Origin of the sequence: Kocuria sp. ICS0012, from assembly GCF_001665945.1 — a bacterium.
Lineage (GTDB): Bacteria > Actinomycetota > Actinomycetes > Actinomycetales > Micrococcaceae > Kocuria > Kocuria marina.
Genome location: NZ_LZMM01000078.1, coordinates 1 through 24,075 on the forward strand (window position 1 = coordinate 1; position 24,075 = coordinate 24,075).

Annotated in this window: 25 protein-coding genes; 18 read left to right on the forward strand and 7 right to left on the reverse strand. The window is 69.5% G+C overall.

Translation table 11 applies throughout. From position 1 onward, the window contains the following. Positions 1-161: 161 nt before the first annotated feature. Positions 162-497: a hypothetical protein gene (locus tag A5728_RS12390; protein ID WP_064847357.1), complete on the reverse strand. Its 336-nt coding sequence runs from the start codon at positions 495-497 to the stop codon at positions 162-164. A 110-nt stretch (positions 498-607) separates the two neighbouring features. Next, positions 608-730, reverse strand: coding sequence for a hypothetical protein (locus tag A5728_RS14995; protein ID WP_255359901.1), 123 nt, complete (start codon positions 728-730; stop codon positions 608-610). A gap of 356 nt (positions 731-1,086) precedes the next feature. Here A5728_RS14995 and A5728_RS12395 point away from each other — a divergent pair, with 356 nt between their 5' ends. Continuing rightward, the gene (locus A5728_RS12395; RefSeq protein WP_064847358.1) at positions 1,087-2,127 is read left to right on the forward strand and encodes an Lrp/AsnC family transcriptional regulator; all 1,041 of its coding nucleotides are present in this window, start codon (positions 1,087-1,089) and stop codon (positions 2,125-2,127) included. Between the two features lie 133 nt (positions 2,128-2,260). Here A5728_RS12395 and A5728_RS12400 read toward each other — a convergent pair whose 3' ends face one another. Both A5728_RS12400 and A5728_RS12405 read right to left on the reverse strand, forming a co-directional pair. Beyond that, positions 2,261-3,889: an amidohydrolase gene (locus A5728_RS12400; RefSeq protein WP_064847359.1), complete on the reverse strand. Its 1,629-nt coding sequence runs from the start codon at positions 3,887-3,889 to the stop codon at positions 2,261-2,263. A gap of 214 nt (positions 3,890-4,103) precedes the next feature. Further along, a complete protein-coding gene (locus tag A5728_RS12405; RefSeq protein ID WP_064847360.1) occupies positions 4,104-4,811 on the reverse strand; it encodes an aminotransferase class I/II-fold pyridoxal phosphate-dependent enzyme in 708 nt (235 codons plus the stop codon). A 68-nt stretch (positions 4,812-4,879) separates the two neighbouring features. Here A5728_RS12405 and A5728_RS12410 point away from each other — a divergent pair, with 68 nt between their 5' ends. From A5728_RS12410 to A5728_RS12425, 4 genes are all read left to right on the forward strand, one after another. Continuing rightward, positions 4,880-5,251 carry a hypothetical protein gene (locus A5728_RS12410; RefSeq protein ID WP_064847361.1) on the forward strand — a complete coding sequence of 124 codons (372 nt, stop codon included), beginning with the start codon at positions 4,880-4,882 and terminating at the stop codon, positions 5,249-5,251. Between the two features lie 103 nt (positions 5,252-5,354). Then, a complete protein-coding gene (locus A5728_RS12415; protein ID WP_064847362.1) occupies positions 5,355-5,690 on the forward strand; it encodes a rhodanese-like domain-containing protein in 336 nt (111 codons plus the stop codon). After that, on the forward strand, positions 5,687-6,688 hold the full coding sequence (gene pheA, locus A5728_RS12420) for a prephenate dehydratase (protein ID WP_064847363.1): 1,002 nt from the start codon (positions 5,687-5,689) through the stop codon (positions 6,686-6,688). The genes A5728_RS12415 and pheA overlap by 4 nt, the downstream gene beginning before the upstream one ends. Before the next feature lie 5 nt (positions 6,689-6,693). Next, complete coding sequence (locus A5728_RS12425; RefSeq protein WP_064847364.1) at positions 6,694-8,088, forward strand: GntP family permease; 1,395 nt, start codon at positions 6,694-6,696, stop codon at positions 8,086-8,088. Positions 8,089-8,229: 141 nt separating this feature from the next. On the opposite strand, the gene A5728_RS12430 is transcribed toward A5728_RS12425, so the two are convergent. Then, complete coding sequence (locus A5728_RS12430; protein WP_064847365.1) at positions 8,230-9,171, reverse strand: diacylglycerol kinase family protein; 942 nt, start codon at positions 9,169-9,171, stop codon at positions 8,230-8,232. A gap of 126 nt (positions 9,172-9,297) precedes the next feature. Between A5728_RS12430 and serS the strand changes: the two genes are divergently transcribed. From serS to A5728_RS12445, 3 genes are all read left to right on the forward strand, one after another. After that, positions 9,298-10,602 (forward strand): serine--tRNA ligase, encoded by a 1,305-nt coding sequence (gene serS / locus A5728_RS12435; RefSeq protein WP_064847366.1) that lies wholly within the window; start codon positions 9,298-9,300, stop codon positions 10,600-10,602. Positions 10,603-10,689: 87 nt separating this feature from the next. After that, entirely contained in the window at positions 10,690-11,604 is a 915-nt protein-coding gene (locus A5728_RS12440; RefSeq protein ID WP_082943469.1) for an HAD family hydrolase, read from the forward strand. Positions 11,605-11,677: 73 nt separating this feature from the next. Next, positions 11,678-12,289 (forward strand): hypothetical protein, encoded by a 612-nt coding sequence (locus tag A5728_RS12445; protein WP_064847367.1) that lies wholly within the window; start codon positions 11,678-11,680, stop codon positions 12,287-12,289. A 120-nt stretch (positions 12,290-12,409) separates the two neighbouring features. On the opposite strand, the gene A5728_RS12450 is transcribed toward A5728_RS12445, so the two are convergent. Next, positions 12,410-13,204 (reverse strand): hypothetical protein, encoded by a 795-nt coding sequence (locus tag A5728_RS12450; protein ID WP_231885649.1) that lies wholly within the window; start codon positions 13,202-13,204, stop codon positions 12,410-12,412. Between the two features lie 224 nt (positions 13,205-13,428). After that, on the reverse strand, positions 13,429-13,944 hold the full coding sequence (locus A5728_RS12455; protein ID WP_035959224.1) for an inorganic diphosphatase: 516 nt from the start codon (positions 13,942-13,944) through the stop codon (positions 13,429-13,431). Positions 13,945-14,163: 219 nt separating this feature from the next. Here A5728_RS12455 and dacB point away from each other — a divergent pair, with 219 nt between their 5' ends. The 10 genes from dacB (at position 14,164) to folK (ending at position 23,951) form a co-directional block, all read left to right on the forward strand. Then, positions 14,164-15,603 carry a D-alanyl-D-alanine carboxypeptidase/D-alanyl-D-alanine-endopeptidase gene (gene dacB, locus A5728_RS12460; RefSeq protein ID WP_064847369.1) on the forward strand — a complete coding sequence of 480 codons (1,440 nt, stop codon included), beginning with the start codon at positions 14,164-14,166 and terminating at the stop codon, positions 15,601-15,603. An 87-nt stretch (positions 15,604-15,690) separates the two neighbouring features. Beyond that, on the forward strand, positions 15,691-16,785 hold the full coding sequence (locus A5728_RS12465; protein ID WP_064847370.1) for a zinc-dependent metalloprotease: 1,095 nt from the start codon (positions 15,691-15,693) through the stop codon (positions 16,783-16,785). Positions 16,786-16,838: 53 nt separating this feature from the next. Next, positions 16,839-17,300, forward strand: a complete 462-nt coding sequence (locus tag A5728_RS12470; RefSeq protein ID WP_064847371.1) for a hypothetical protein — start codon at positions 16,839-16,841, stop codon at positions 17,298-17,300. 4 nt (positions 17,301-17,304) lie between these two features. After that, entirely contained in the window at positions 17,305-18,507 is a 1,203-nt protein-coding gene (gene tilS, locus A5728_RS12475) for a tRNA lysidine(34) synthetase TilS (protein WP_064847372.1), read from the forward strand. Further along, complete coding sequence (gene hpt / locus A5728_RS12480; RefSeq protein ID WP_064847373.1) at positions 18,504-19,055, forward strand: hypoxanthine phosphoribosyltransferase; 552 nt, start codon at positions 18,504-18,506, stop codon at positions 19,053-19,055. Before tilS ends, hpt begins: the two co-directional genes overlap by 4 nt. A gap of 230 nt (positions 19,056-19,285) precedes the next feature. Beyond that, positions 19,286-21,406, forward strand: a complete 2,121-nt coding sequence (gene ftsH / locus A5728_RS12485; protein ID WP_064847374.1) for an ATP-dependent zinc metalloprotease FtsH — start codon at positions 19,286-19,288, stop codon at positions 21,404-21,406. Next, positions 21,406-22,062, forward strand: coding sequence for a GTP cyclohydrolase I FolE (folE, locus tag A5728_RS12490; protein ID WP_082943470.1), 657 nt, complete (start codon positions 21,406-21,408; stop codon positions 22,060-22,062). Before ftsH ends, folE begins: the two co-directional genes overlap by 1 nt. Then, positions 22,059-23,006, forward strand: a complete 948-nt coding sequence (gene folP / locus A5728_RS12495) for a dihydropteroate synthase (RefSeq protein WP_082943471.1) — start codon at positions 22,059-22,061, stop codon at positions 23,004-23,006. Before folE ends, folP begins: the two co-directional genes overlap by 4 nt. A 7-nt stretch (positions 23,007-23,013) precedes the next feature. Beyond that, positions 23,014-23,430 (forward strand): dihydroneopterin aldolase, encoded by a 417-nt coding sequence (folB, locus tag A5728_RS12500; RefSeq protein WP_064847375.1) that lies wholly within the window; start codon positions 23,014-23,016, stop codon positions 23,428-23,430. Further along, positions 23,427-23,951, forward strand: coding sequence for a 2-amino-4-hydroxy-6-hydroxymethyldihydropteridine diphosphokinase (gene folK / locus A5728_RS12505; protein ID WP_064847376.1), 525 nt, complete (start codon positions 23,427-23,429; stop codon positions 23,949-23,951). The genes folB and folK overlap by 4 nt, the downstream gene beginning before the upstream one ends. Positions 23,952-24,075 lie beyond the last annotated feature (124 nt).

Consider the following 24,075-nt stretch of genomic DNA (forward strand, 5'->3'; position numbering starts at 1 on the left):
GGTGGGCATTGCTTTCTTCCCAAAAAAACACGCTGGTCAACCCCCCAAGAAGTAATTCCCGCGCGGCCGGGTTCCACATCCGGGACCCGGCCCTGTCCGACGACGGCCCCCCCCCCCCGGGGGGGGGGGGGGGGCGACGTCGTACCGGGAGAAGGCGGACCCTAGTGCCGCAGGTCCTTGGCCTTGGTCTCGGGCAGGATGGAGGCAACCACGGTGGAGACCACCAGCAGCAGGCCCATGTGCAGCGAGAACATGCCCGCCGAGTACTGCGTGCTGATCCAGTTCTGCAGGTACGGGGCGGGGCCGCCGAAGATGGCCACGGCTACCGCGTACGGGAAGGCCACGCCCACGGTGCGTACGCTCGTGGCGGGCAGGAACAGGGAGAGGAACATCTGGCCCACCATGGCGTTGAGCGGGAAGAACAGCAGCAGCGGCACCAGATTGCCGATGATCAGCGACGGACGCCGGCCCCAGATGTCGGAGAGCTTGCCCCACAACGGCAGGGAATGATCAGGACCACGTTGGCCAACAGGCTCGCCTGCAGGGCGGTGGCCTGGGGGTTGAAGATCTCACACGCGCAGTAGATGGAGAACGTTGCGTAGATGCTTCAGTCGTACCACTCGAGCGCGTTGCCGATACCGGCGTGGATGAGTGTTTTCCTGGAGGAGACCGCCGGGCCGCCGAGGTTGGTCTCGGTGGCTATCTCAGAGGAAGCAGCGGAAGTAGACATGTCGTGCATCCTGAGAGGTGAGGGCGGGTCAGATCAGCCCTGTCAAGTCGTCACTGCGGGCAACAGTCATGCAGCGTGCTAGCCGCTCTGCATGATGTGATACAAATAACCAACTGTATGACATAAATTTCTACAATTTTGGGTTGCTTGAATCGATCTTATTTCAACTCGGGTGTCCGAACGTCTCGGTTACGACTTGGCACCGGACGGTCCTCGCACTCATCATGGGGCGTTGGGAGCCGCGGTCGGGCCCGGGAGTACGTCCGTCCCACGGGTCGCATGCCGCCATCCTGGGACGGCTGAACGGCACCGCCCGCGCCGCCACCCGTGCCACGAGCCCAGGAAACAGAGGACCCATGCTGAGCAACGGCCACATCAAGAGCGAGCTCTCCCCCCAGGATCAGGAACTGATCAGTTTGCTGCAGTGGGCGCCGCGCATCACGTGGGGGGAGGCGGCCGAGATCCTGGGCGCGCACGCCACCACGCTCGCCGGCCGGTGGGAGAAGCTGGAACGTTCGGGCATCGCGTGGATCACGGCGCAGGTCAACCTCTCGGACACCCGCAACCAGCTCAGCTTCATCGAGATCTCGTGCGATCCGGGGGGCTGGGCTCACGTGGTGGACACTTTCACCGCGATGCCCGAGGTAATCTCCGTGGAGGCGTTCGCGCCGTCCCCGGACCTGGGGTTGACCGTGCTCAGTCACGACCTGGAATCGCTGTCCCGTTTCGTGGAGGGACAGATCTCGCAGGTGCCGGGCGTGGCCAAGGTGCAGCTCATGCTCTCGTCACGCCTGCACCGAGCGGGCGACAAGTGGCGACTGGACCAGCTCAGCGACGAGCAGCGTGCCGCGGCCCAGGCGTGGACCTCCGCCGAACAGGCCGCCCTGCCCACCTCAACCACCGCGCTCGGGGAGGACCAGCGCCCGGTGATCGAGGCCCTCATGCGTGACGGCCGCGCGAGCGCCGCGGAGATCGCCCGCAGCACGGGGCTGCACCCGGCTACGGCCCGGCGCTACCTGCAGAAGGTCCTGGCCTCCGGGCTGTTGAGCATCCGCTGCGACCTGGTGCAGGGGCTCTCGTCCTCCCCTGTGACCGCGCAGTGGTTCATGCGTTTGAATGCTTATCGGCACGAGGACGCGGCCGAGGCACTCGCGAAGGACCCACGCACCCGCGTGGTCTCTTCCATCACGGGGCGCTCCAACATGATGGTGGTCATGTGGCTCTCCTCCGTGGGGGAGATCATCGAGGCCGAGCAGGCCATCCAGAGTCTCGTCTCGGACGTGGAGATCCAGGAATCGGTGATCTCCCTGCGCCCGCTCAAGCGCATGGGCTGGGTCCTGGAGAACGAACGTAACGCCACCAGGACCTTCGTGGCCCCTCACCTGCACCTGAGCTGAGCGCGCGGTCGGTCTGCGCGGTCGCGGGGTACGACGCCGCAGGGTCGCCCGCCCGGACGACGTCGCCCGGGGACGCACGCGGGCGACGTCGCCCGTGGGACGTGGGTGAGCGTCGTCGTTGTGCCCCGCGCTGTCAGTCCGCGCGCTGGTAGCGGATCTGGGCGCCCACCACGGTGGCCTCGACCACGGTGTCCTTCACGACCTCGGCGTCCTCGGAGAAGATGTCGCGGTCCACGCTCACGAAGTCCGCGAGCATCCCCGGGGCCAGGCAGCCCTTGAGGTTCTCCTCGTAGGACGCGCGGGCCACCGCGTGGGTGTAGTAGTACACGGTCTCGGCGCGCGGGAGCCGCTCGTGGGGCTGCCACCCGCCCTCGGGCGCGCCGTCCCGTGTGCGGGTGATGGCCGCGTGGATGCCCTGGAACGGGTTGGGGTCCTCTACGGGGCCGTCGGAACCGAACACGAGCTCGACGCCGGCCTCGCGCAGACTGTTCCACCCGTAGGCTACGAGGTCGCGCTCGGACAGGAAGTCGTTCATGGGGATGTCCGCCGTGCAGTGCATGGGCTGCATGGACGCGGTGACTCCCAGCTCACGGAACCGGGGGACGTCCGAGCGCTTCATGTACTGGGCGTGCTCCACGCGCTGGCGCAGGCCGAAGACCCGGGCGATCGACTGACTCTTGGCGAACGCGTCCAGCACCTCCGTGGTGGCCTGGTCACCGATCGCGTGGACGGCCGTGGCGATCCCGGCGGACGCCGCCAGACCGATCCAGTGCTCGAGCTCGTGCGGGGACGTGACCGTCATGCCGTGGTTCTCGGTGCCCGGCCACGCCTCGGACATGTGGCACGTGTGCGAGCCCAGGGCGCCGTCCGCGAAGAGCTTGAGCGGGCCGATCGAGATCCACTCGTCCCCGGAGGCCGTGCGGATCCCGCGCCGGATGAAGTCGTGGACCTGTTCCTGGTGCAGCACCTTGTGGATGCGGATGTCCAGCTCGCCGCGTTCGCGCAGCTTCTGGTACGCGTACAGGCAGTCCGCGCCGTCGATGTCGTGGATGGATGTGATGCCCCGCTTGAGCAGCTCACGCTGACCCAGGGGCAGGTAGTCGTCGATGTTGCCGGAGACGTCCGACTGCATGAGCCCGTCCCGGATGGGGATGGCCGCAGCCTCCCGGATCACGCCGGTGAGCTCACCGTGCTCGTCCCGCACGAACTCGCCGCCGTCAGGGTCCTTGACGTTCCGGTCCAGGCCCAGCTCCTGCAGCGCCTTGGAGTTCAACCACAGGGTGTGCCAGTCCAGGGACCCCAGGGCCACGGGGATGTCCGGGGCCACGGTGTCCAGCGCGTGGCGGTCCGGCAGCTCGGGGACGTCCCACGCGTTGACGTTCCACTGCCCGCCGAAGATCCACGTGATGGACTCGTCCGCCATGCCTCGCTCCACGAACGGGCGTAGCACCTCGAGCGCGGACTCCAGGGACGTGCAGTGGCGCATGTCCGGCTCGATGAGGGAGCGGGAGTACATGGCCGAGTGGATGTGGCCGTCGCCCATGCCTGGGAGCACGTAGGTGCCGCCGAGATCGGTACGTTCGGTGCCGAGCGGCGCGAGGTCCTTGAGCCGCTGGTAGTCGCCCACGGCCACGATGCGGTCGTCGGAGGTCAGGATGGCGTCCGGATGGGGCATGTCGTGGGAGTGCCACTGGGCCTGGGGAGTCCATCCGGTGGCCGGATTCATGGCGTGCACCGTGGCGTTGTGGAAGAGGCGGAACATGGAACGGGCTCCTAACGGCCGGCCCCGGCGCCGACACAGTTGTGTGATGGTGCGCCGACCCCCGCGACGGCGCCCCCACGAAGCGGGGTGCAAGGATCGGGCAACCGCGGTCCTCGATCCATCAGTCTAGGTCGCAGCGGATACGGCCCGGCAGAACGACGGCGCCGGGCCACAGAATTGTTGACACCGGCGCCGTGGCGTTCGGGCGAACCGATCAGGCGTTCATGGCCTTCTTCAGGGTGGTGGTGAAGATCTCCGCACCCTTGTCGATGCCCTCCATGCACAGGTCGTAGGAGTCCACGTCCTGCGGCAGGGTGATCCACGAGTAGAAGCCGCCCTCGGGGCGGGTCCAGGTCACACCGTCGGGCATGTGCTCGTCGAACGCGTCCATCAGGGTCTGGGCCCATTTGCCGTACAGCACGCGGTACTCGTCCAGCACGGAACGCCAGTCGTACTTCTCGAGGCACCCGGCGACCACTTCCTGAGCGAAGGCCGAGGGACTGAGCACAGGGGCCTCGCTCTGCAGACACAGGATCGTGGCGAGCGAATCGGGGGCCACGGTCCAGCCCACGCGCAGACCCGGCGTGAACATCTTGGACGCCGAGCCCAGGTAGACCACGTTCTCGTCGTCCGCGCGCATGGCACGGGCAGTCTGACCCTCGAAGCCCAGCAGGCGATAGGGGTTGTCCTCCGCGATCAGCACGGGGTGCGCGGCGCGGACCTCACAGATCCGGTCGCGGCGCTGCTGCGGCATCATGGTCCCGCCCGCGTTCTGGAAACTCGGGATGGTGTACAGGAACTTGATGCCCCGGTCCTGGGACTCGAGCTCCTCGATGGTCTCCTCGAGTTCGTCCGGGGTCAGCCCCTCGTGGTCGATCGCCACGTGGACGACCTCCGCCTGGGCGCCCGCGAACACGGCCATGGCGCCCGAGTAGGAAGGCGCTTCCGCGAGGATGACGTACCCCCGGATCGATCATCACGCGGGCGAGGGTGTCCAGACCGTTCTGGGAACCGGTGGTCACGAGCGCGTTCTCACGCGTGAACGCCACGCTGTACGCGTGCGCCCGCTCGCTGCGCAACCTCGCGGCCCACGGTCAGGCGCGCGGCGTGTCCTTCAAGCTGCCCGACGCTCCCGTGACCAACTACGTGTGCCTCGCGTTCCTGATCCTGCTGAGCCTGTACATCATGTTCGACATGACCAACCCGCACTGGTACTACAGCCTCATCGCGGGCATCGTGATCCTCGTGGGCACCGACATCGGCTACGAGATCTCCACGCGTCACGTGGCCAAGCACGGCCTGTCCGAGCTGGGGCGCTCGCACCCGTCCGAGCACGACAAGACCGGCACCGACGTGCGCTGAGCGACGTCGCCCGCGGCACCCCGCGCCGTCGGCGCCGAACACCGCGCCCTGCCGCTATGGTGGGGGTCCGAGTGAACTGAGCAGTCGAACGACGAGGGACGCCATGGACAACGTGAACAACTTGCCGTCCGCCACCGTGGACGAGATCCCGGCGGGCGCACCCATCCTGGACGTGCGCGAACAGGACGAGTGGGATGCCGGGCACATCGACGGTGCCCAGCACCTGCCGCTGTCGCAGCTCGCGGAGCGCACGGACGAGGTCCCGCTGGACCAGGACGTCTACGTGATCTGCCGTTCCGGCGGCCGCTCGCTGCGCGCCACCGCGTACCTCGCGCAGTACGGGTACGACCCCGTCAACGTGGTGGGCGGCATGGGCGCGTGGGCGGACGCGGAGAAGCCCATCGTGTCCGAGACCGGGGAAACGGCGCGCGTTCTGTGAACGCAGCACTGTCCGGCGTGGCCTCGGGTCCTGTGGGCCCGGGGCCATGCGCTCGTGAGTACGCCTTCCTGGGCCCCGAGGGCACGTTCACCGAGGCGGCACTGAGGCAGGTCCCGGGGGTCGACGACGCCGCGTGCACCCCCATGAGCTCCGTCCCGGCCGCGCTCGCGGCCGTTCGAGAGGAACGTGTGGACGCCGCCGTGGTGCCCATCGAGAACTCGGTGGAGGGCGGCGTGACCGCCACGCTCGACGACGTCTCCTTCGGTGCCGAACTGCGGATCCTGCGCGAGATCCTGGTGCCCATCCAGTTCGTCCTCGTGGCCCCGCCGGGCGTGAGCCTGTCCGACGTCCACGCCGTGGCGACCCACAGTCACGCCTGGGCGCAGATCCGCGGCTGGGTCGAGCAGAACCTCCCAGGCGTGAGCTACGTCCCCGCGTCCTCCACGGCGGCCTCGGCCATGGACATGTTGGACGGCACGGGCGGGGTGAGCACCGAGGGCCTGGGCTACGACGCCGGCGTGTGTTCCCCCGTGGTCGTGCAGCGCCACCCCGAGCTGAGCGTGCTGGCCGAGGACATCGGGGACAACGAGCACGCGGTCACGCGTTTCGTGCTCGTGGCCCGCCCAGATACACCCATGCCCGAGCCCACCGGGGCGGACAAGACGTCCCTGGTGATCCCGCTGTGGGAGGACCGTCCCGGGGCGCTGCTGGAGATCCTCGAGCAGTTCGCCACGCGCGGGGTCAACCTGACCCGCATCGAGTCCCGCCCCACGGGCACCCACCTGGGCGACTACTTCTTCTCGGTGGACATCGACGGCCACATCCGGGAGGACCGGGTCTCCGAAGCCCTCATGGGTGTGCGCCGGATCTGCCCCCGCACCCGATTCCTCGGGTCCTACCCCCGCGCCGACGGGCGCGCGGTCCACGTGGCCAAGCACTACAGCGACGCCGCCTTCATCCAGGCCCGTTCGTGGGTCAACAACCTGAAAGGACATTGACGTCCATGGAGATCGAGGGCTGGAGCCAGACACTGACAGCCGGGCCGTTGCTGCTGATCGCGGTGGCGGCCATCGCGGTGTTGTTGGTGCTGATCATCACATTCCGCGTGCACGCCTTCCTCGCGCTGATCATCATCTCGGCGCTCACGGCGTTCGCCACGGGCATCCCCACCTCCCAGGTGGTGCCCGTCCTGCTCTACGGCTTCGGTAACACGCTCGCCAGCGTGGCGCTGCTCGTGGGGCTGGGAGCCATGCTGGGCCGCTTGCTCGAGACCTCGGGCGGCGCCCAGGTGCTCGCGGACCGGCTCATCCGCGCGTTCGGGGAGAAGCGCGCACCGCTGGCCCTGGGCGTGGCCTCCCTACTGTTCGGCTTCCCCATCTTCTTCGACGCCGGTCTGGTGGTCATGCTGCCCGTGGTCTTCTCGGTCGCACGCCGACTGGGCGGCAGCGTGCTCACGTACGCGCTGCCCGCCGTGGGCGCGTTCTCCGTGATGCACGTGTTCCTGCCGCCCCACCCGGGTCCGGTCACCGCCGCCACGTTCTTCGAGGCGAACGTGGGCTACATCATCCTGGTGGGCCTGATCTGCGCGATCCCCACGTGGTACGTCTCCTCCTACCTGTTCGGCAAGTTCTCGGGGCGCCGGATCAAGCTCCCGGTCCCCGCGATCCTGGGCCAGGCCGAGGACGTCCGCAACCCTCCTGCGGTGGGCACCGTGGTGGCCATGCTGCTGCTGCCCATGCTGCTGATCTTCCTCAACACCGGCCTGGGCACGCTCGCCAAGTCCGGAGCGGTCTCCGAGGAGACCTCGTCCCAGGCGTGGTTCGAGCTGCTGCGCGCGATCGGTGAGACGCCCATCGCCCTGACGCTCACGCTCATCATCGCCGCGCTGACCATCGGCAAGGCCCGAGGGGTGAGCGGTTCCGCGATCGAGAAGACGTTCGAGTCCGCCCTGGGCCCCGTGTGCTCGGTCATCCTGATCACCGGCGCCGGCGGCATGTTCGGCGGTGTGCTGCGCACCTCCGGGATCGGCAACGCCCTCGAGGACGTGCTCGCGGACCTGGGCATCCCCCTGATCATCGCGGGCTTCCTGATCGCCGCGGTCATGCGCGTGGCGCAGGGTTCCGCCACGGTCGCGCTGACCACGGCCGCGGGTCTGATCGCCCCGGCGGTGCTGGCCGCCGACTACAACGTGGTGCAGCTCGCGGCCATGGTCGTGGCCGTGGCCGCCGGTTCCGTGGTGCTCTCCCACGTCAACGACTCCGGGTTCTGGCTGGTGGGCCGGTTCCTGGAGATGGACGTGCGCACCACGTTCAAGACCTGGACGGTGCTCGAGACCATCATTGGTGTGCTGGGTTTCGCGATCGCCGCGGTGATCTTCGGACTCGCAGGCGCGGTCTGAGCCGGCGCGGTGCGTGGCGCCTGTGCAGGGCGTGGCGCCCGTGCGGCACATGATGCCCGCGCGGCGTCGTCGGCCCTGAGGCCCGCATGAACGAACGGCCCGGTCCCTCCGAGAGGAGGGACCGGGCCGTTCGCGTGCGGATCAGTCGGCCTGGGTCGGTGGCACGCGGACCTGCAGGGACTTGTGGTGCATGGTGGTCTCGAACGCCTTGATCCGCCCCAGGGGATCGCCGTCCACCTGGTACTCGATGGGTTCGTGGAACTCCACCCGGACCTTCTTGCCGCTGCGGTAGTCGATCACGGGCAGCTCGTGGCGGTGGCGGAACGCGACCTTGGCAACCATGCCCAGCCAGCCCACGAGCGAGCGCGGGGTCATCACCACGAGGTCCAGCACGCCGTCGTCGATCTTGGCCTCCGGCACCAGGATCAACCCGGCGGTGAGTTCGCCGCAGTTGCACACCATCACGGAGCGCACGAGCTTGGACTCCCAGGGGCCGTCGTCGATGCTGTAGCGCGCCCAGCGGGGCCGGTTGAATAGGTGCCGGAAGCCGGCTTCGCCGTAGGCGGCCCACCCCACGAGGTCCTTGAGGTCGTCCTTGGTGTCGGCCATGATCTGGGCGTCGAAACCCGCGCCGCCCATGACCAGGAAGCGGTGGTCCTCGGTGCGGTCGTCGTCCGTCTCGAGGTGCACGGCCACAGTGTCGATGGCCTTCTGGGACCCGAACAGCGCCACATCCACGGAGTGGTGCGGGTCCGCGAGGTCCGCCTTGAGGTTGCGCGCCAGCAGGTTGCCGGTGCCCAGCGGCACGAGCCCCAGCGGGATGCCCCCGCCGGCCAGCGACTCGCCCACGGCACGGATGGTGCCGTCACCGCCCGCGGCGAGCACGACGTCCGCGCCCTCCTCGACGGCGCCGCGGGCCATGGAGAACCCGGGATCGTCCACTTCTGTCTCGTAGAAGACGGGATCCGCCCAACCACCCTTGCGGCACGCGATGATCACCGCGTCCCGTGCTGCGTCTGCCTGGGCCTTGATGGGGTTGATCACCACGGCCACTCGCTGGGGTTCCACTGTGTGCTGCGGCACGGGAGTCCCCTTCCTGGATCGTTCGAAAGGCGGCTGTCGGACGCGGCCAGTCTACTGGCGCGCGGGCCGGGCGCCGCCTCCACGTCGGATCGCGCACCCGTGCGTTTCGTTGGATACCCTGGACGGGTGATCGACATCAACGACCTGCGCGCCGACCCTGAGACCTACCGTGCTTCCCAGACCGCCCGGGGGGCGGACGCGGGACTGGTGGACCGCATCCTGGAGGCGGACTCCCGGCGGCGCGGGGCGATCACCGACTTCGAGTCCCTGCGCGCGGAGCAGAACGCGTTCGGCAAGAAGGTGGCCAAGGCCCAGGGTGAGGAGAAGCAGCAGTTGCTCGCCCAGGTCAAGCAGCTCGCCGCGGACGTCAAGGCCGCCCAGGCGGAGGCAGACGCCGCCCAGCTCACCCAGCAGGAGCTCGTGGCCCAGTTCCCCAACCTGATCGTGGAGGGCATCCCATCCGGCGGCGAGGACGACTTCGTCCTGTTGCGCACCGAGGGCACCCCGCGCGACTTCGAGGCCGAGGGCTTCGAACCCCGGGACCACCTGGAGCTGGGGGAGTTGCTGGACGGGATCGACATGGAACGCGGGGCCAAGGTCTCCGGCTCGCGCTTCTACTTTCTCAAACGGGACGTCGCCCGCCTCGAGACGGCCCTGTTGCTCGCGGCCCAGGACCTCGCCCTGGACAACGGGTTCATCCCCATGTCCACGCCCAACCTGGTGCGCCCGGCCATCATGAACGGCACGGGATTCGACGTGGAGCACGACGACGAGATCTACCGCGTGGGCAAGGACGACCTCTACCTCGTGGGCACGTCCGAGGTCGCGCTCGCGGGCTACCACGCGGACGAGATCCTGGACCTCAGCGACGGGCCGCTGCGCTACGCCGGCTGGTCCTCGTGCTACCGCCGCGAGGCCGGTTCCGCGGGCAAGGACACCCGCGGGATCATCCGCGTGCACCAGTTCAACAAACTCGAGATGTTCGTCTACTGCCACCCCGAGGACGCCGCCGCCGAGCATGAGCGGTTGCTCGCGTGGGAGGAGCAGATGTTGCGGGCGTGTGGGCTGAGCTACCGCGTGATCGACACCGCGGCCGGGGACCTCGGGACCTCCGCGGCCCGCAAGTTCGACTGCGAGGCGTGGATCCCCACTCAGGGCAAGTACCGTGAGCTGACCTCCACATCCAACTGCACCACGTACCAGGCGCGCCGGCTCAACATCCGGGAACGCCTGCCTGAGACCACGGACGCCCAGGGCAGGACCAAGAAGGGTGGGACCCGCGCGGTGGCCACGCTCAACGGGACGCTCGCCACGACCCGCTGGCTCGTGGCGATCCTCGAGACTCATCAGCAACAGGACGGCTCCGTGGTCGTCCCCGAGATCTTGCGCCCGTACCTGCGCGGCCAGGAGGTCCTGCGCCCGGTCGGGTGACGCACATCGCCCGGGAACTTCACGCTCCCGTCACCGAGCGGTCCATCGCAAGACATGCATCGATGGTGATGTGACACCATGACTGTCATGACTGATATCCAGGCCGGCATCGATGACCGGCACACCGAGGAGAAGGCGCAGAGTGCTGCAGCGGCGTTCGCGCCCATGAAAATACAGACCCCCCGTTCGAGTTCCTGGACCAGGGAAGAGGGCGTCCGGTACCTCGTGGCGCTGGACGTGGACGGGACCCTCGTGGACCACGACGGCCACATGTCCCGCGGCGTGAAGGACACCCTGCGCGCCGTCGTGGGCGCCGGCCACCACGTGGTGATCGCCACGGGCCGCTCCAAAGGCGCCACGCTGCCCGTGATCCGCCAGGGCCACATCCACTCCGGGTTCGCGGTCTGCTCCAACGGGGGCGTGACCCTGCGATTGGACCCGCAGCTCGAGCAGCGCTACGAGATCACCGACCGCGTGAGCTTCGACCCCTCCAACGCGCTACGGGCGCTGTCCAGCAAGCTGCCCACCGCCAAGTTCGCCCTCGAGGGCGTGGATGGGCAGTTCTACTCGACGGAACGCTTCCAGGACTCGTCCTTCGGGATCGAGGCCGTGGGCGTGGACCTTCAGGAGCTCTCCGAGATGCCCGCGGTGCGGCTCGTGGTCTACAGCGCCACGGACGCCCCCAGGGACTTCGCCCAGGCCATCGAGCAGGCCGGTCTGCACGGCGTCGCCTACTCCGTGGGCTGGTCCTCGTGGCTCGACGTCGCCGCGAACGGCGTCTCCAAGGCCAGCGCTTTGGAGCAGATCCGCAAGCAGCTGGACGTGGACCCCGCGCACACCGTGGCCATGGGGGACGGGCGTAACGACATCGAGATGCTGCAATGGGCCGCGCGCGGTGTGGCCATGGGTCAGGCCCCGGACGAGGTCGAGCAGGTCGCCCGCGAGGTCACCGGCAGCGTGTACGACGACGGCGCCGCGGCCATCCTGCGCACGCTGCTCTGAGCGGGACGTCCGGTTCGGGAAATGCGCGGCGTCGTGGCCGGGTTGCCCGGTGCGGAACTGCGATACTGGAACCGTGTTCGTCCTGACCCTGACCCAGCGTGTGGCGGACGCGTCCCGCCCCGACCCCGCCATGGACCACGAACTGTGTCGGCGCCTGCGTGACGTGCCCGCGCGCGCCCCGTTCCAGCCCATGGCGCCGGGTGAGGTGCGCGGTCTGACCGAGGACGCCCACGCTGCGGTCGCGGCGGCCATGATCGCCGTGCGCGAGGACCGCTATGCGGTGGGCATCGGCGTGGGGGACGTGTTCCTCACGCGCGTGGACCACGAGGACGGCCGCGTGGCCGTGACCGCCGAGGGGCCGGGCATGAACCACGGTCACCTCGCTGCGCAACCGGGCCGTGACACCGAGCGGGCAGCCGTGCGGGTCAGCGCGGTGGACGCGACGGCCGCGGAGCAGGCCCAGGCGGTGCTCAAGCTCGTGGGCCGGATCGTGAGCGAGCGCAGCGAGGCCGAGTGGCGCGTGGTGGACCTGCTGGTCCCCGGAGCCAGAGGTCAGCAGAAGACCGTGGCCCAGCAGCTCGGGATCACACCCCAAGCGGTGTCCAAGGCCGTGGTGCGCTCCCTGTGGAACGAGGAGTGGCAGGCCCGTCCGGCGGCCGCGACGCTGTTGCGCCTGTGCGAGTGAGCCCTGGGCCAATGGGTACCCGCGCTATGGGCGTCCGAGGCGGTGCCCGGTCGGGGAACGGCGGCCGGGTCAGCGGTCGAACACGTCAATGCCCGCTCGTGTGAGCGGGTGGCTGCGGCGTCACCACCACGTGTCCACGGCATAACCCGCGCTCGCGAGGTCCGCTTCCAGGATGGGCAGGCACGGGGACGGCAGCCGCAGTGACCCGGCGATGTCCCGGGCGTCGAAGTACCCGGTGAGCCACGTGAAGGCGGGGTGGTCGGTGGCGAGCGCTTCGCAGCGCGCCATGATGTCCGCGACGTCCGCCTCGGGGGCGAAGACCCAGAAGGACTCGAGGTCCGTGAGCTGGAACAGCCCCACGCCGGTGCCTCCGGGCTCCGGGCGGGCGGGATCACCGGGCCGGTCAGAGGGGTCGCGGGGGACCGCGGGCTCCCCGGAACCCCACGCCCGCGCGGGACTGCGTACCCACCCGCCCGACGCCGCGGGGCCGAGTGCCGGAGCCAGGGGATCGAGTTCCCATCGCGGGGCGCGCACGAGCCAGTCCGGTGCGCTGGGCGGGAACAACGGTCCCCCCGGGGGATCGGGCCAGCGGTCCTGCCACGTGGCCCAGCTGCCCTTGTCCACCCGGTCCCAGAAGGCGTCCGCCCCGAGGTCCACGGAGACTTCCGTGACCGTGCTACGCACGTGCATCCAGTGTTCGGGTGCCGGGTCACCGGGATCCTGCTGGGATTCCGAGGTGTAGGGGCGCGGGACGATGTCCGGGTGCAGGGACGGCTCGGGCGCCGGATCGGTTCCGGCCGCCGACAGCAGCGTGCGCACCTGACCCATGAGGTGCTCGGGGCCCAGGACCTGCGTGGACTCGGTGCCGTGGAAGACGTAGACGTGCCCGTGTTCACGTGCGTGCGGATCGAACACGGGTACCACCTTTCCGAAGCGCAGGGGACCACCGGGTTCTCGCGGCCGCGTCCCGCAGGATCATCCCACCACGGCCCGCCGACAGGCATAAGCGCCCGCGGTTCCGAGGGGCGCGGGATGCGGAGTCACCGGGCGTGACCGTCACCGAGCCGGTGTGCACAGGTGAGGTCCCCGTGCTCGGTGCGCACACCGACCACGGGGACCCCGGGTGGAGGGGGACGGACTCAGTCGTCCTGCTCGGCCTCCGCGGCGCTGTCGTAATGGGACTGCTCGAAGCGCTGCTGGGCCTCCACGATGAGCCGCTCCGCGGCCTCCTTGCCGTCCCAGCCCTCGCCCTTGACCCACTTGTTGGGCTCCAGGTCCTTGTAGCGCTCGAAGAAGTGCTGGATCTCCTTCTGCTTGAACTCGTTGACGTCCTCGAGACCCTGGATCTCGTCGTAGCGCTTGTCCGTGGACACGCACAGGATCTTGGCGTCCCCGCCGGCCTCGTCCGTCATGTTGAACACGGCGATGGGCCGGGCCTCCACGATCACACCGGGGACCACATCCACGTCCAGGATGACCATGGCGTCCAGCGGGTCGCCGTCCTCGCCCAGGGTGTTCTCGAAGTAGCCGTAGTGCGTGGGGTACTGCATGGAGGTGAAGAGTACGCGGTCCAGGCGGAGTCGACCGGTCTCGTGGTCGATCTCGTACTTCACGCGGGAATACCGCGGGATCTCGATGGTGACGTCAAGCTCCATGGTCAAACTCCTCGGGTCGTAGTGCTGTGTGCCGGGCGGTTCGCGCACCCGGGCACCGCGCGGGACAGCGCCGAGCCGCCGCGCGTTCGATCGGATGCTCCCACGATACCGGCCGTGGCCGAGCCGTAGGGCAGCGCCCGCCCATAGCGGTCCGGTGTTCGGTGTACGACGGCGCTCGGTGCGTTGTCCGTGTCGGGCGGGTACGGGAGAATGAGGGCCATGCCCGCACCCCCACCGAGTACCTCCGCGCGTCGCCGCTCCTGGCCCCTCGCGTGTGCACTGCTCGCGCTCGCGGTGCTCGTCGCGGCAACATTCGCCGTGCCAGCGGTCGTCGCGGAGCTACGGCCGGCATGGCAGCACGCGCAGGACGCGGACGACGCCGCGGCGTCGCCCGATCCCGCTGCAGCCGGTCTGGCGGCAGCGTCCGGGACGGTGGATGCCGAGGGCGTGGCGGAGGCCCTGGACGCGGGTCTGACCGGGGCCCCGGGAACCGTGGCAGCCGCCGTGGCGGTGGCGGGGGAGGACACCGTGGTCGCGGGGCGGTCGCAGGAGCGGCCCATGGTGCCGGCGTCGAACCAGAAGGTGCTGACCGCCCTGGCGCTGGCCGCGACCGTGGACCCGTACGAACGACTGGAGACCACCGTGGTCCGGGGGGATCAGCCGCGGAAACTCGTCCTGGTGGCCGGTGGTGACACCCTGCTCGCTCCGGGCGAGGGGCGGGCGGATGCGGTCAACGGTCATGCGGGACTGGGGACGCTCGCGGAACGCACCGCGCAGGCACTGCGACAGGACGATCCCGATGCCGCGGCCTCCGGGCAGTGGACCGTGGAACTGGACACGGACCTGTTCGCCGGACCGGAGCTGAACCCCGCGTGGGAGGGGGAGGACATCGCCGCCGGGGAGATCACCCGTGTGGCGCCCGTGGCCCTGTATTCCCACCGGGTGCCCACCGCGGACGGCGCGGACCCGGGCTCCCGCGGCGAACGGCCCCAGAACCCCGCGGCCGCGGTCACGCGAGAATTCGCGCGCCAGCTCGAACAGCGCCTGGGTGCCGGGGTGAACGTCACCGTGGGAGGCGCCGCGAGTGCCCCGGAGGACGCCGTGGGGCTCGCGCGCGTGGCATCCGCGCCCGTGTCCGAACAGAGTGCCTACATGCTCGCGCACTCGGACAATTCCCTCGCCGAGAGCCTCGCGCGGGTCGCCGCGGTGGCCTCCGGACGTGAGGGCAGCGTGACGGGTGTGCAAGAGCTGATCCCGGCCGCCCTGGCCGAGCACGGGATCGACACCGAGGGCCTGCGGGCCGCGGACGCGAGCGGGATGGCGCAGCAGGACAGGGTCAGCGCCACCACACTCGCCCGCGCGGTGGACACCCTGGTCACGGATCCCCGCTACGGTCCGTACGGCCGGGGGCTACCACTGGCGGGAGCCCAGGGAACGCTCTCGGAGCGCTTCGACGACCCGGCGGAGGCCGCGGCGCGCGGTGTCACCCGGGCCAAGACCGGGACCCTGCTGGACGTCGTGGCGCTGTCCGGGTACGTGCAACGCGCCGACGGCAGCGTGCTCGTGTACTCCCTGGTGCTCAACGGGGTCAGCGGGGACACCACCCGGGCCAAGGACACCGTGGATCGCACGGTGGCCGCGCTCGCGAGATCTGCGTGAGCCGACCACTCGCGGAACGCGCCGTGCCCCGGGAGTTTCCAGCCTCCGCCCATTCGCGTGACCGCCCGGGTGTGATTGAGTGAGCGCATGAGCCAAGAACTGACACGTCGTTCGCTCGTGGACTGGGACGCAGCCGCCCAGATCGCTGCCAAACTGACCCCGCCGGGCCCCACGCCCGGGCCGCGTGAGATGTCCCGCGCCGTGGAGTCCCTGCGCTACTTCGCACATGAATCGGTGCACCACGTCCACGCGATCACGCGTCTGGACGCCGCGGAGAACCTGCGGGACTCCACCGTGCTCGTGGTGGACCGCGCGGGCTGGGCCAAGGCCAACACACAGACGTTCTCCGTGCTCGTCCAGCCCGTCTTCGACCGGTTGCACGCCAAGGACCCCGGCACGTTCGACGCCGCCCTGCGGGGCGTGGCGCCCACGGCCATCGCCGCGGAGATGGGGGCCCTGGTGGGTTTCCTGTCCGCCAAGGTCCTGGGGCAGTACGACCCCTACGCCGGGCTCGTCTCCGAACAGGCGGCCCGTTCCCACCCCGGGGGCCGGCTCATGTTCGTGGCACCCAACGTGTTGTGGACCGAGCACGAACTCAACGTGGCCCCCGAGGACTTCCGGTTGTGGGTGTGCCTGCACGAACAGACCCACCGTGTGCAGTTCGCGGCGGCCCCGTGGCTGCGCGATCACATGCTCGAGCAGATCTCCCGCCTGGGTTCGTTGGATGCCTCCGCGTGGGATCGCCTGCGCGCCGCCGCGGCGTCGATCACGGGCCGCTCCGCCGGCCGCCTGGACGCGGGTCTGGGTCCCATGACCCATCTGCTCACGGACGCCGAACGTGACACGGTCTCCCACGTGACGGCGGTGATGTCCCTGCTCGAGGGTCACGCCAACGCCGTCATGGACGCCGTGGACTCGTCCATCGTGCCCTCCGTGAAGACCATCCGCCGCCGCTTCGACGACCGCTCCGCGACCCACGGCGCCCTGGACCGGTTCATTCGTTCCCTGCTGGGCATGGACGCCAAGATGCGCCAGTACAGCAACGGCCAGAAGTTCGTGGAGTACATCGTGGAGCGTGCGGGCATGGAGCGCTTCAACACGGTGTGGACCTCACCCGAGACCCTGCCCACCGAGGTGGAGATCCACGACCCGCAGGCCTGGATGGATCGCGTCCTGGGCTGAGTCCGGGACGTGCTCTCGGGTTTTCCCCCGGTTGTCTGTGCCAAGATGACCGTGTGAGCTCTGAAAACATCAATCAACAGATCCGGCTGTACGGTCAGCCGCTATCAGAGCGTTTTGGCGCCGTGGTGGGGGTCTACGGTATTACGCAGCGCAGGCTGGCCCAGGTCCTGGGCCTGTCCGCGCCCATGCTCTCCCAACTCATCAGCGGCAGACGCATCAAGATCGGTAACCCTGCGGTCTACGAACGCTTGGTCATGCTCGAGGACAGCGCAGGGTCCTCGGACCAGGAGGCCGTCCTGAACAGGGTGGAGGCATCCCAACCGGTGCTGTCCACGTCACAGATCCGCACGCGGATCACCACGGACACGGATGCCGTGTCCGCGCTCGCCTCGGTGGTTCCGGTGGGGGAACTGGAACGCGCCCTGGTCATGCTCGGTGACACCACCCCTGTGCTGAGCAAGGTCCTGGGGATGGCCGAGGAAACGGCGCAGCGCGCCAGGTCCGCCCAGGACTGACGGGGTGCAGCACGGACGGGCCGGTCGCCTCCATCCCGTGGTCGCCCGCGCCCGGCGTGCGGTGGCCCGCGCCGTCGACCACCTACCCCGTGAGACGTCGGCCGGGGGAGCGGACGCACGTGATCCGATGCGTCCGGACCCCTCGACGACCCCGCGGGAAACAACTACCGAGCACGCGGGGGCGGGCACTGATCCCCGCCCGCCCCTCGTGCTCGTGGCATGCAGCGGTGGCGCCGATTCCCTCGCGCTCGCCGCAGCGACTGCGCACCTCGCGCGGCGCGGCCGCGTGCGGGTGGGCGCCGTCGTGGTGGACCACGGACTTCAGGAGGGCTCGGCCGAGGTGGCCCGTGACGCGGCGCGCACCGTGCGGGAGCTCGGCCTCGAGCCCGTCGCGGTCGAGCGGGTCACGGTGGTGCGCGAGCACCACGGCCCCGAGATGGCCGCGCGCCTCGCCCGCTACGGCGCCCTCAGCGACGTCGCGCGCCGAACCGGCGCTGCCGCCGTCCTGCTCGGACACACACGGGACGACCAGGCGGAGACCGTGTTGCTGGGCCTCGCCCGGGGCTCGGGAACGCGCTCGCTGTCCGGGATGCCCGAGCGGCATCATGTCGACGACGTGCTGTACCTGCGTCCGTTCCTCAACGTCACGCGCGCCGAGACCGAGACGGTGTGCGCGGCCGAGGGGCTGTCGCCATGGCACGATCCCACCAACGCGGACACTGCACTGACCCGCGCACGCGTGCGCCACGAGGTCCTGCCCTATCTCGAGTCCCAGCTGGGGCCGGGGGTGGGCAGGGCATTGGCCCGCACGGCGTCGGTACTCGGCGCCGATGCCGACTACCTGGACGAACAGGCGTCCCTGGCGTTCGACGCCGCCCTGGTGCCCGCGGCGTCGTCCAGCTCGTCGGTCGTGCTGGACGGTGCCGTCCTCCAGGGGACCCCGGCGGCACTGCGCCGACGCATGCTCGCGAAGGCATGTGTCCTCGCGGGCGGGGAGACGCCCACGTTCGAACGGTTGAGCGCGCTCGAGCAGTTCGCGCTCGGGTACGGGGCGGCCGGGCCGGTGCAGATGGCGGGTAAGGTGGCAGCGTGGCGGCACCGCTCGGACGCGACCCATGCGCGAGGGTGCCTCGAGCTGCGCGGTGAGCGCGGACCTCGCCCGCTGGAGACAAGTCCACCCACGAACGACCCCGGGAGTGCACAGTGAAGGCCGAACACGTCCACGACGACCTGAGCAACGTCCTGTTCACCAAGGAACAGATCGCGCAGAAGGTCCATGAACTCGCCCAGCAGATCGACCGCGACTACCACGGGCGGGACGTGCTGCTCGTGGGGGTGCTCAAGGGTGCGGTGATGGTCATGGCGGACCTCATGCGCGAGCTCGAGGGGCAGTACCCCATGGACTGGATGGCGGTGTCCTCCTACGGTTCGGGCACCAAGTCCTCGGGCGTGGTGCGCATCCTCAAGGACCTGGACACGGACCTGCACGGCAAGGACGTGCTGATCGTGGAGGACGTCATCGACTCGGGCCTCACGCTGTCCTGGCTGCGCACCAACCTGGAGTCGCGCGGACCCGCCTCGGTGGAGATCTGCACGCTGCTGCGCAAGCCCGACGCCGCCAAGACGGACATCGACGTGCGCTATGTGGGCTGGGACATCCCCAACGAGTTCGTGGTGGGGTACGGGTTGGACTTCGCGGAGCAGTACCGCAACCTGGACTGCATCGCCACGCTCGCACCGCACGTTTACGAGTGAGTCGCGCACGGACCCTCACGCCCAGCCAATGTCGGGCAGAGGCGTGTACCGTGGCCCAATCGTGTGCGCTGTGAAAGAACGGACCGCACGCACGGCGTCGCAGCGCCATTCGAAGCGATAGATTGTGCCATACACGTCACGGCCACCGTTCCCCACCCCTCCGCCCCATGGAGACAGGTGCACGAGCGGGCCGTGACGAAACGTGTCACGTCCATGGGAGGATCAACGGCTTGGCCACGGCAAAAAAACCCACGAGTTTCTTCAAGGGTCCACTCTTCTGGATCCTGCTGGCCATTGTGGTCCTGGTTCCCGTGGGCGCCAGCGTGTTCAGCCCCACGTCGTCCCGCGTGGACACCAACGTGGGTCTGGAACTGCTCAGGGACCACAAGGTCGACGAGGCCAAGATCTACGACGGCGAGCAGAAGGTGGAGCTCAGCCTCAGGGACGATCTGAACCGGGACGGCCAGAACCTCGGTAAGGACGTGGAGTTCTTCTACGTCCAGCCCCGCGCGGAAGACGTCGTGCGGACCATGAACGACGCCCAGTTGAGCGGCTTCACGGACCAACCCGTGGAGAACAACTGGTTCCTGTCGCTCGTACGCTTCCTGCTCCCGTTCCTGATCATCCTGGGTATCTTCTGGTTCATCTTCGCCCGCATGCAGACCGGCGGGCAGGCCATGAAGTTCGGCCGGTCCAAGGCCAAGATGTTCAACAAGGAGAACTCCGAGGTCACGTTCGCGAATGTGGCCGGCGCGGACGAGGCCGTCCAGGAGCTCGACGAGATCAAGCAGTTCCTGGTGGAGCACGACCGCTTCACCGCTGTGGGTGCCAAGGTTCCCAAGGGTGTGCTGCTCTACGGCCCTCCGGGTACCGGCAAGACCCTGCTGGCCAAGGCCGTGGCGGGTGAGGCCGGTGTTCCGTTCTACTCGATCTCCGGTTCCGACTTCGTGGAGATGTTCGTGGGCGTGGGTGCGTCCCGCGTGCGCGACCTGTTCCAGCAGGCCAAGGAGAACGCCCCGGCCATCGTGTTCGTGGACGAGATCGACGCCGTGGGCCGCCAGCGCGGTGCCGGTATGGGCGGCGGCAACGACGAGCGCGAGCAGACCCTGAACCAGTTGCTCGTGGAGATGGACGGCTTCGACGCCAACACGAACGTGATCCTAATCGCGGCGACCAACCGCCCGGACGTCCTGGACCCCGCGCTGTTGCGCCCGGGCCGTTTCGACCGCCAGATCGGCGTGGATGCCCCCGACATGAAGGGCCGCGAGCAGATCCTGCGCGTGCACTCCCAGAACAAGCCGCTCGCGAACAACGTGGACCTGGCCTCCGTGGCCAAGCGCACGCCAGGGTTCACGGGTGCGGAACTCGCGAACGTGATGAACGAGGCCGCGCTGTTGACCGCCCGCTCCCACGCGCAGCTGATCGACGACCGCGCGGTGGACGAGGCGATCGACCGCGTGATCGCCGGCCCGCAGAAGCGTTCCCGCGTGATGAAGGAACTCGAGCGCAAGGTCACCGCGTACCACGAGGGCGGCCACGCGCTCGTCGCCGCGGCACTGCGTAACACGGACCCCGTCACCAAGATCACGATCTTGCCGCGCGGCCGCGCGCTGGGCTACACCATGGTGATGCCCTCGGACGACAAGTACTCCACGACCCGCAACGAGCTGTTGGACCAGATGGCCTACGCCATGGGCGGTCGCGCGGCGGAGGAGATCGTGTTCCACGACCCCTCCACGGGTGCGTCCAACGACATCCAGAAGGCCACGGACACCGCGCGCAAGATGGTCACCCAGTACGGGATGAGCTCGCGGATCGGCTCGGTCAAGATCGGCGGGGACAACTCGGACCCGTTCGTGGGCCGCGAGATGGGCTCGGGCTCCAAGGAGTACTCGGACCACACGCTGGCCGTCGTGGACGACGAGGTGCGGGCACTGCTCGACCAGGCCCATACCGAGGCACACCAGATCCTGCTCGAGAACCGTCCCGTCCTGGACCGCCTGGCCCTGGAGCTGCTCGAAAAGGAAACCCTCAACGAGGCCCAGATCCAGGAGATCTTCCGGGACGTCACCAAGCGGGACCTGCGCCCGGTGTGGCTTTCCGGGGAGGAGCGCGAGGTCTCCGACATCCCGCCGGTGGTCACGTCCGCCGAACGGGAGGAGGCCCGCCGCAAGAACCTCCAGGACCCCAGCACCATGGCACCGCAGGACCAGGCCGTGGCCGCCAAGCCGGAACACCCGCTCGAGGTGCCCGAGCACCAGGACCCACAGCCGGGGGCCGACGCCTCCGGCGCGGGCCCGGACGGGCCGTCCGGACAGGAACCGGGCGGTGTGCGGCGGGAGAACCCCTGATGCACGGCACCCACGAGGACGATCCGCACGAGCCGGTGTCGGGGTCCTACGCGGACTACGCCGATGCCCCCCAGCTCGATCCGACGGTCGACCAACCTCGGATCGCGGCCGCGGTGCGCGAGATCCTGTTGGCCGTGGGGGAGGACCCGGACCGCGATGGTCTGCGGGACACCCCGGCCCGGGTGGCACGCGCGTACGCCGAGGTCTTCGCGGGTCTGCACCAGGACCCCGCGGACCTGTTGGCCACGTCCTTCGACATCGGCCACTCCGAGATGGTGCTTGTGCGGGACATCCCGTTCTACTCCACGTGCGAGCACCACCTGGTGCCGTTCCACGGGCTCGCTCACGTGGGGTACATCCCGGGTCCGGAAGGCAAGGTCACGGGCCTGTCCAAGCTCGCGCGGCTCGTGGACCTCTACGCCAAGCGTCCCCAGGTCCAGGAGCGGCTCACCACGCAGGTTGTTGAGGCCCTGAGCGAGCACCTGCACCCGGCCGGCGCGATCGTGGTGATCGAGTGCGAGCACCTGTGCATGTCCATGCGGGGGGTTCGCAAACCCGGTGCCATGACCGTGACGTCGGCCGTGCGCGGTCAACTGCGTAACCCGGCAACCCGCGCCGAGGCCATGAACCTGATCCAGGCGGGGCACGCGCAATGAGCGCGCCGCACGACGCCGCGAGCTCGCCCGACGGCGTTCGGACCCACCATGCCGGGCCCGCTCGGCACGCGCTTGGCTGGGGTTCGTTCGACGCGCTGCCCACCGGACGCACACTCGTGATGGGCATCCTCAACGTGACCCCAGATTCGTTCAGTGACGGCGGTCGCCACGACACCGAGGCCGCGGCGGTGGCGCACGGGCTACTGCTCGCCGAACAGGGCGCGGACATCGTGGACGTGGGCGGGGAGTCCACCCGGCCCGACTCCGAACGGGTGGATCCGCGGGAGGAACAGCGGCGCGTGCTGGCCGTGATCCGCGAACTGAGCGACCGCGGCGTCGTCGTGAGCGTGGACACCCTGCACCCGGACACGGCCGAGGCCGCCCTGGATGCCGGGGCGCGCATCATCAACGACGTCTCCGGGACGAACCTGGACCCCCGCATGATCGAGCTGGCCGGGGGCCGGGGCGTGCCGTACGTGCTCATGCATTCGCGCGGGACCCCCCAGACCATGACGTCCCTCGCGGACTACGACGACACCGTGACCGAGGTGCTCGCCGAGCTCGAGCAGCTGCGGGAGCGCTGCCTCGCCGCGGGGATCCGCCCGGAGCACCTGATTGTGGACCCGGGGCTCGGCTTTGCCAAGGCGGGGGAGCAGAACTGGGAACTGCTGCGCGCCCTGCCCCGGCTGACCGGTCTCGGCAAGGTCCTGATCGCCGCGTCCCGTAAACGCTTCGTGGGCGCCCTGCTGGCCACGCAGGACGGACCGCGTCCCGTGGATGAGCGGGACACGGCCACGGCAGCCATCAGCGCACTGTCCGCGTTCGGGGGAGCCTGGGCCGTGCGCGTTCACGACGTCCCGACCACGGTGGACGCGGTGGCCGCGGCTCACGCGTGGCGCGGCGTCACCCCGCCCGTACTGCACCCCCGGGATATGGGAAACTGAGCCCGCCATGAACACACCCGCCCCTGACAAGAACCATCGCGATCGGATCACCCTCACCGGCCTGGGCGCGGTGGGCTACCACGGCGTGTTCGAGAAGGAACGCCGCAGCGGTCAGCCGTTCTTCGTGGACCTCGTGCTCTACGTGGACCTGCGACCGGCCGGGACCAGCGACGACCTCACCCGCACCGTGCACTACGGGGAGGTCGCGGAAATGGTGCGGGAGATCATCATCGGGACCCGGTTCCAGTTGATCGAGGCACTCGCGGAGGAGATCGCGCGGGCGCTCGTGGAGAATTTCTCCGCGGTGGCCGAGCTCGAGGTCACGGTCCACAAACCCAAGGCGCCGATCGACGTGACGTTCTCGGACGTGGCCGTGAGCATCCACCGCCGCCGAGGACACTACGAGGCGGGCGCGGACGGATGACGGCCCGGTGTGTTGTGGCCCTGGGGGCGAACCTGGGGGAGCGGTTGACGGTGCTGCGGCAGGCCGTGCGGACGCTGGACGCGACACCCGGGATCAGTGTCACGGCGAGCTCACCGGTCGTGGAGACCCGCGCGGTGGGTGGACCGCGGGACTCCCCGGACTACCTCAACGCGGTCGTGGAACTGCGTACCCGGCTCACGCCGTTCGAGGTGCTCGCGGTGTGCCAGAGCATCGAGGCCGAGCACGGTCGCACGCGTGACGTGCGCTGGGGGCCGCGCACCCTGGACCTGGACGTCGTGTGGTTCGAGGACGTCCACAGCGACGATCCGCGTTTGCAGTTGCCGCACCCGCGGGCCCACGAACGCGCGTTCGTGCTCGAACCGTGGGCCCTCATGGATCCGCGGGCCCACCTCGACGGCCGTCCCGTCCGCGAGCTGGCCCGTGAGGCCTCGGACTTCGCGGATCTGACCGTGACCGAGCACCGCGTGCGACCGGAGGTGGGGTTCCCGTGCGATACCTGAACGTGTTGTCCCTCGTGGCGGGGGGGGGGGGGGGGGGGGGGCGGGGGGGGGGGGGGGGGCGGCGGGGGGGGGGGGGCCCCCCCCCCCCCCCGAGGCCCTGAAGTCCGGGCCCGGGACGCGTTCT

Coding starts and splice junctions, on each gene's coding strand:
- A5728_RS14995 (WP_255359901.1), bottom strand. CDS start 730: ATGTCTACTTCCGCTGCTTCCTCTGAGATAGCCACCGAGACCAACCTC.
- A5728_RS12395 (WP_064847358.1), top strand. CDS start 1,087: ATGCTGAGCAACGGCCACATCAAGAGCGAGCTCTCCCCCCAGGATCAG.
- A5728_RS12400 (WP_064847359.1), bottom strand. CDS start 3,889: ATGTTCCGCCTCTTCCACAACGCCACGGTGCACGCCATGAATCCGGCC.
- A5728_RS12405 (WP_064847360.1), bottom strand. CDS start 4,811: ATGGCCGTGTTCGCGGGCGCCCAGGCGGAGGTCGTCCACGTGGCGATC.
- A5728_RS12415 (WP_064847362.1), top strand. CDS start 5,355: ATGGACAACGTGAACAACTTGCCGTCCGCCACCGTGGACGAGATCCCG.
- A5728_RS12425 (WP_064847364.1), top strand. CDS start 6,694: ATGGAGATCGAGGGCTGGAGCCAGACACTGACAGCCGGGCCGTTGCTG.
- A5728_RS12440 (WP_082943469.1), top strand. CDS start 10,690: ATGACTGATATCCAGGCCGGCATCGATGACCGGCACACCGAGGAGAAG.
- A5728_RS12455 (WP_035959224.1), bottom strand. CDS start 13,944: ATGGAGCTTGACGTCACCATCGAGATCCCGCGGTATTCCCGCGTGAAG.
- dacB (WP_064847369.1), top strand. CDS start 14,164: ATGCCCGCACCCCCACCGAGTACCTCCGCGCGTCGCCGCTCCTGGCCC.
- A5728_RS12465 (WP_064847370.1), top strand. CDS start 15,691: ATGAGCCAAGAACTGACACGTCGTTCGCTCGTGGACTGGGACGCAGCC.
- folE (WP_082943470.1), top strand. CDS start 21,406: ATGCACGGCACCCACGAGGACGATCCGCACGAGCCGGTGTCGGGGTCC.
- folP (WP_082943471.1), top strand. CDS start 22,059: ATGAGCGCGCCGCACGACGCCGCGAGCTCGCCCGACGGCGTTCGGACC.
- folB (WP_064847375.1), top strand. CDS start 23,014: ATGAACACACCCGCCCCTGACAAGAACCATCGCGATCGGATCACCCTC.
- folK (WP_064847376.1), top strand. CDS start 23,427: ATGACGGCCCGGTGTGTTGTGGCCCTGGGGGCGAACCTGGGGGAGCGG.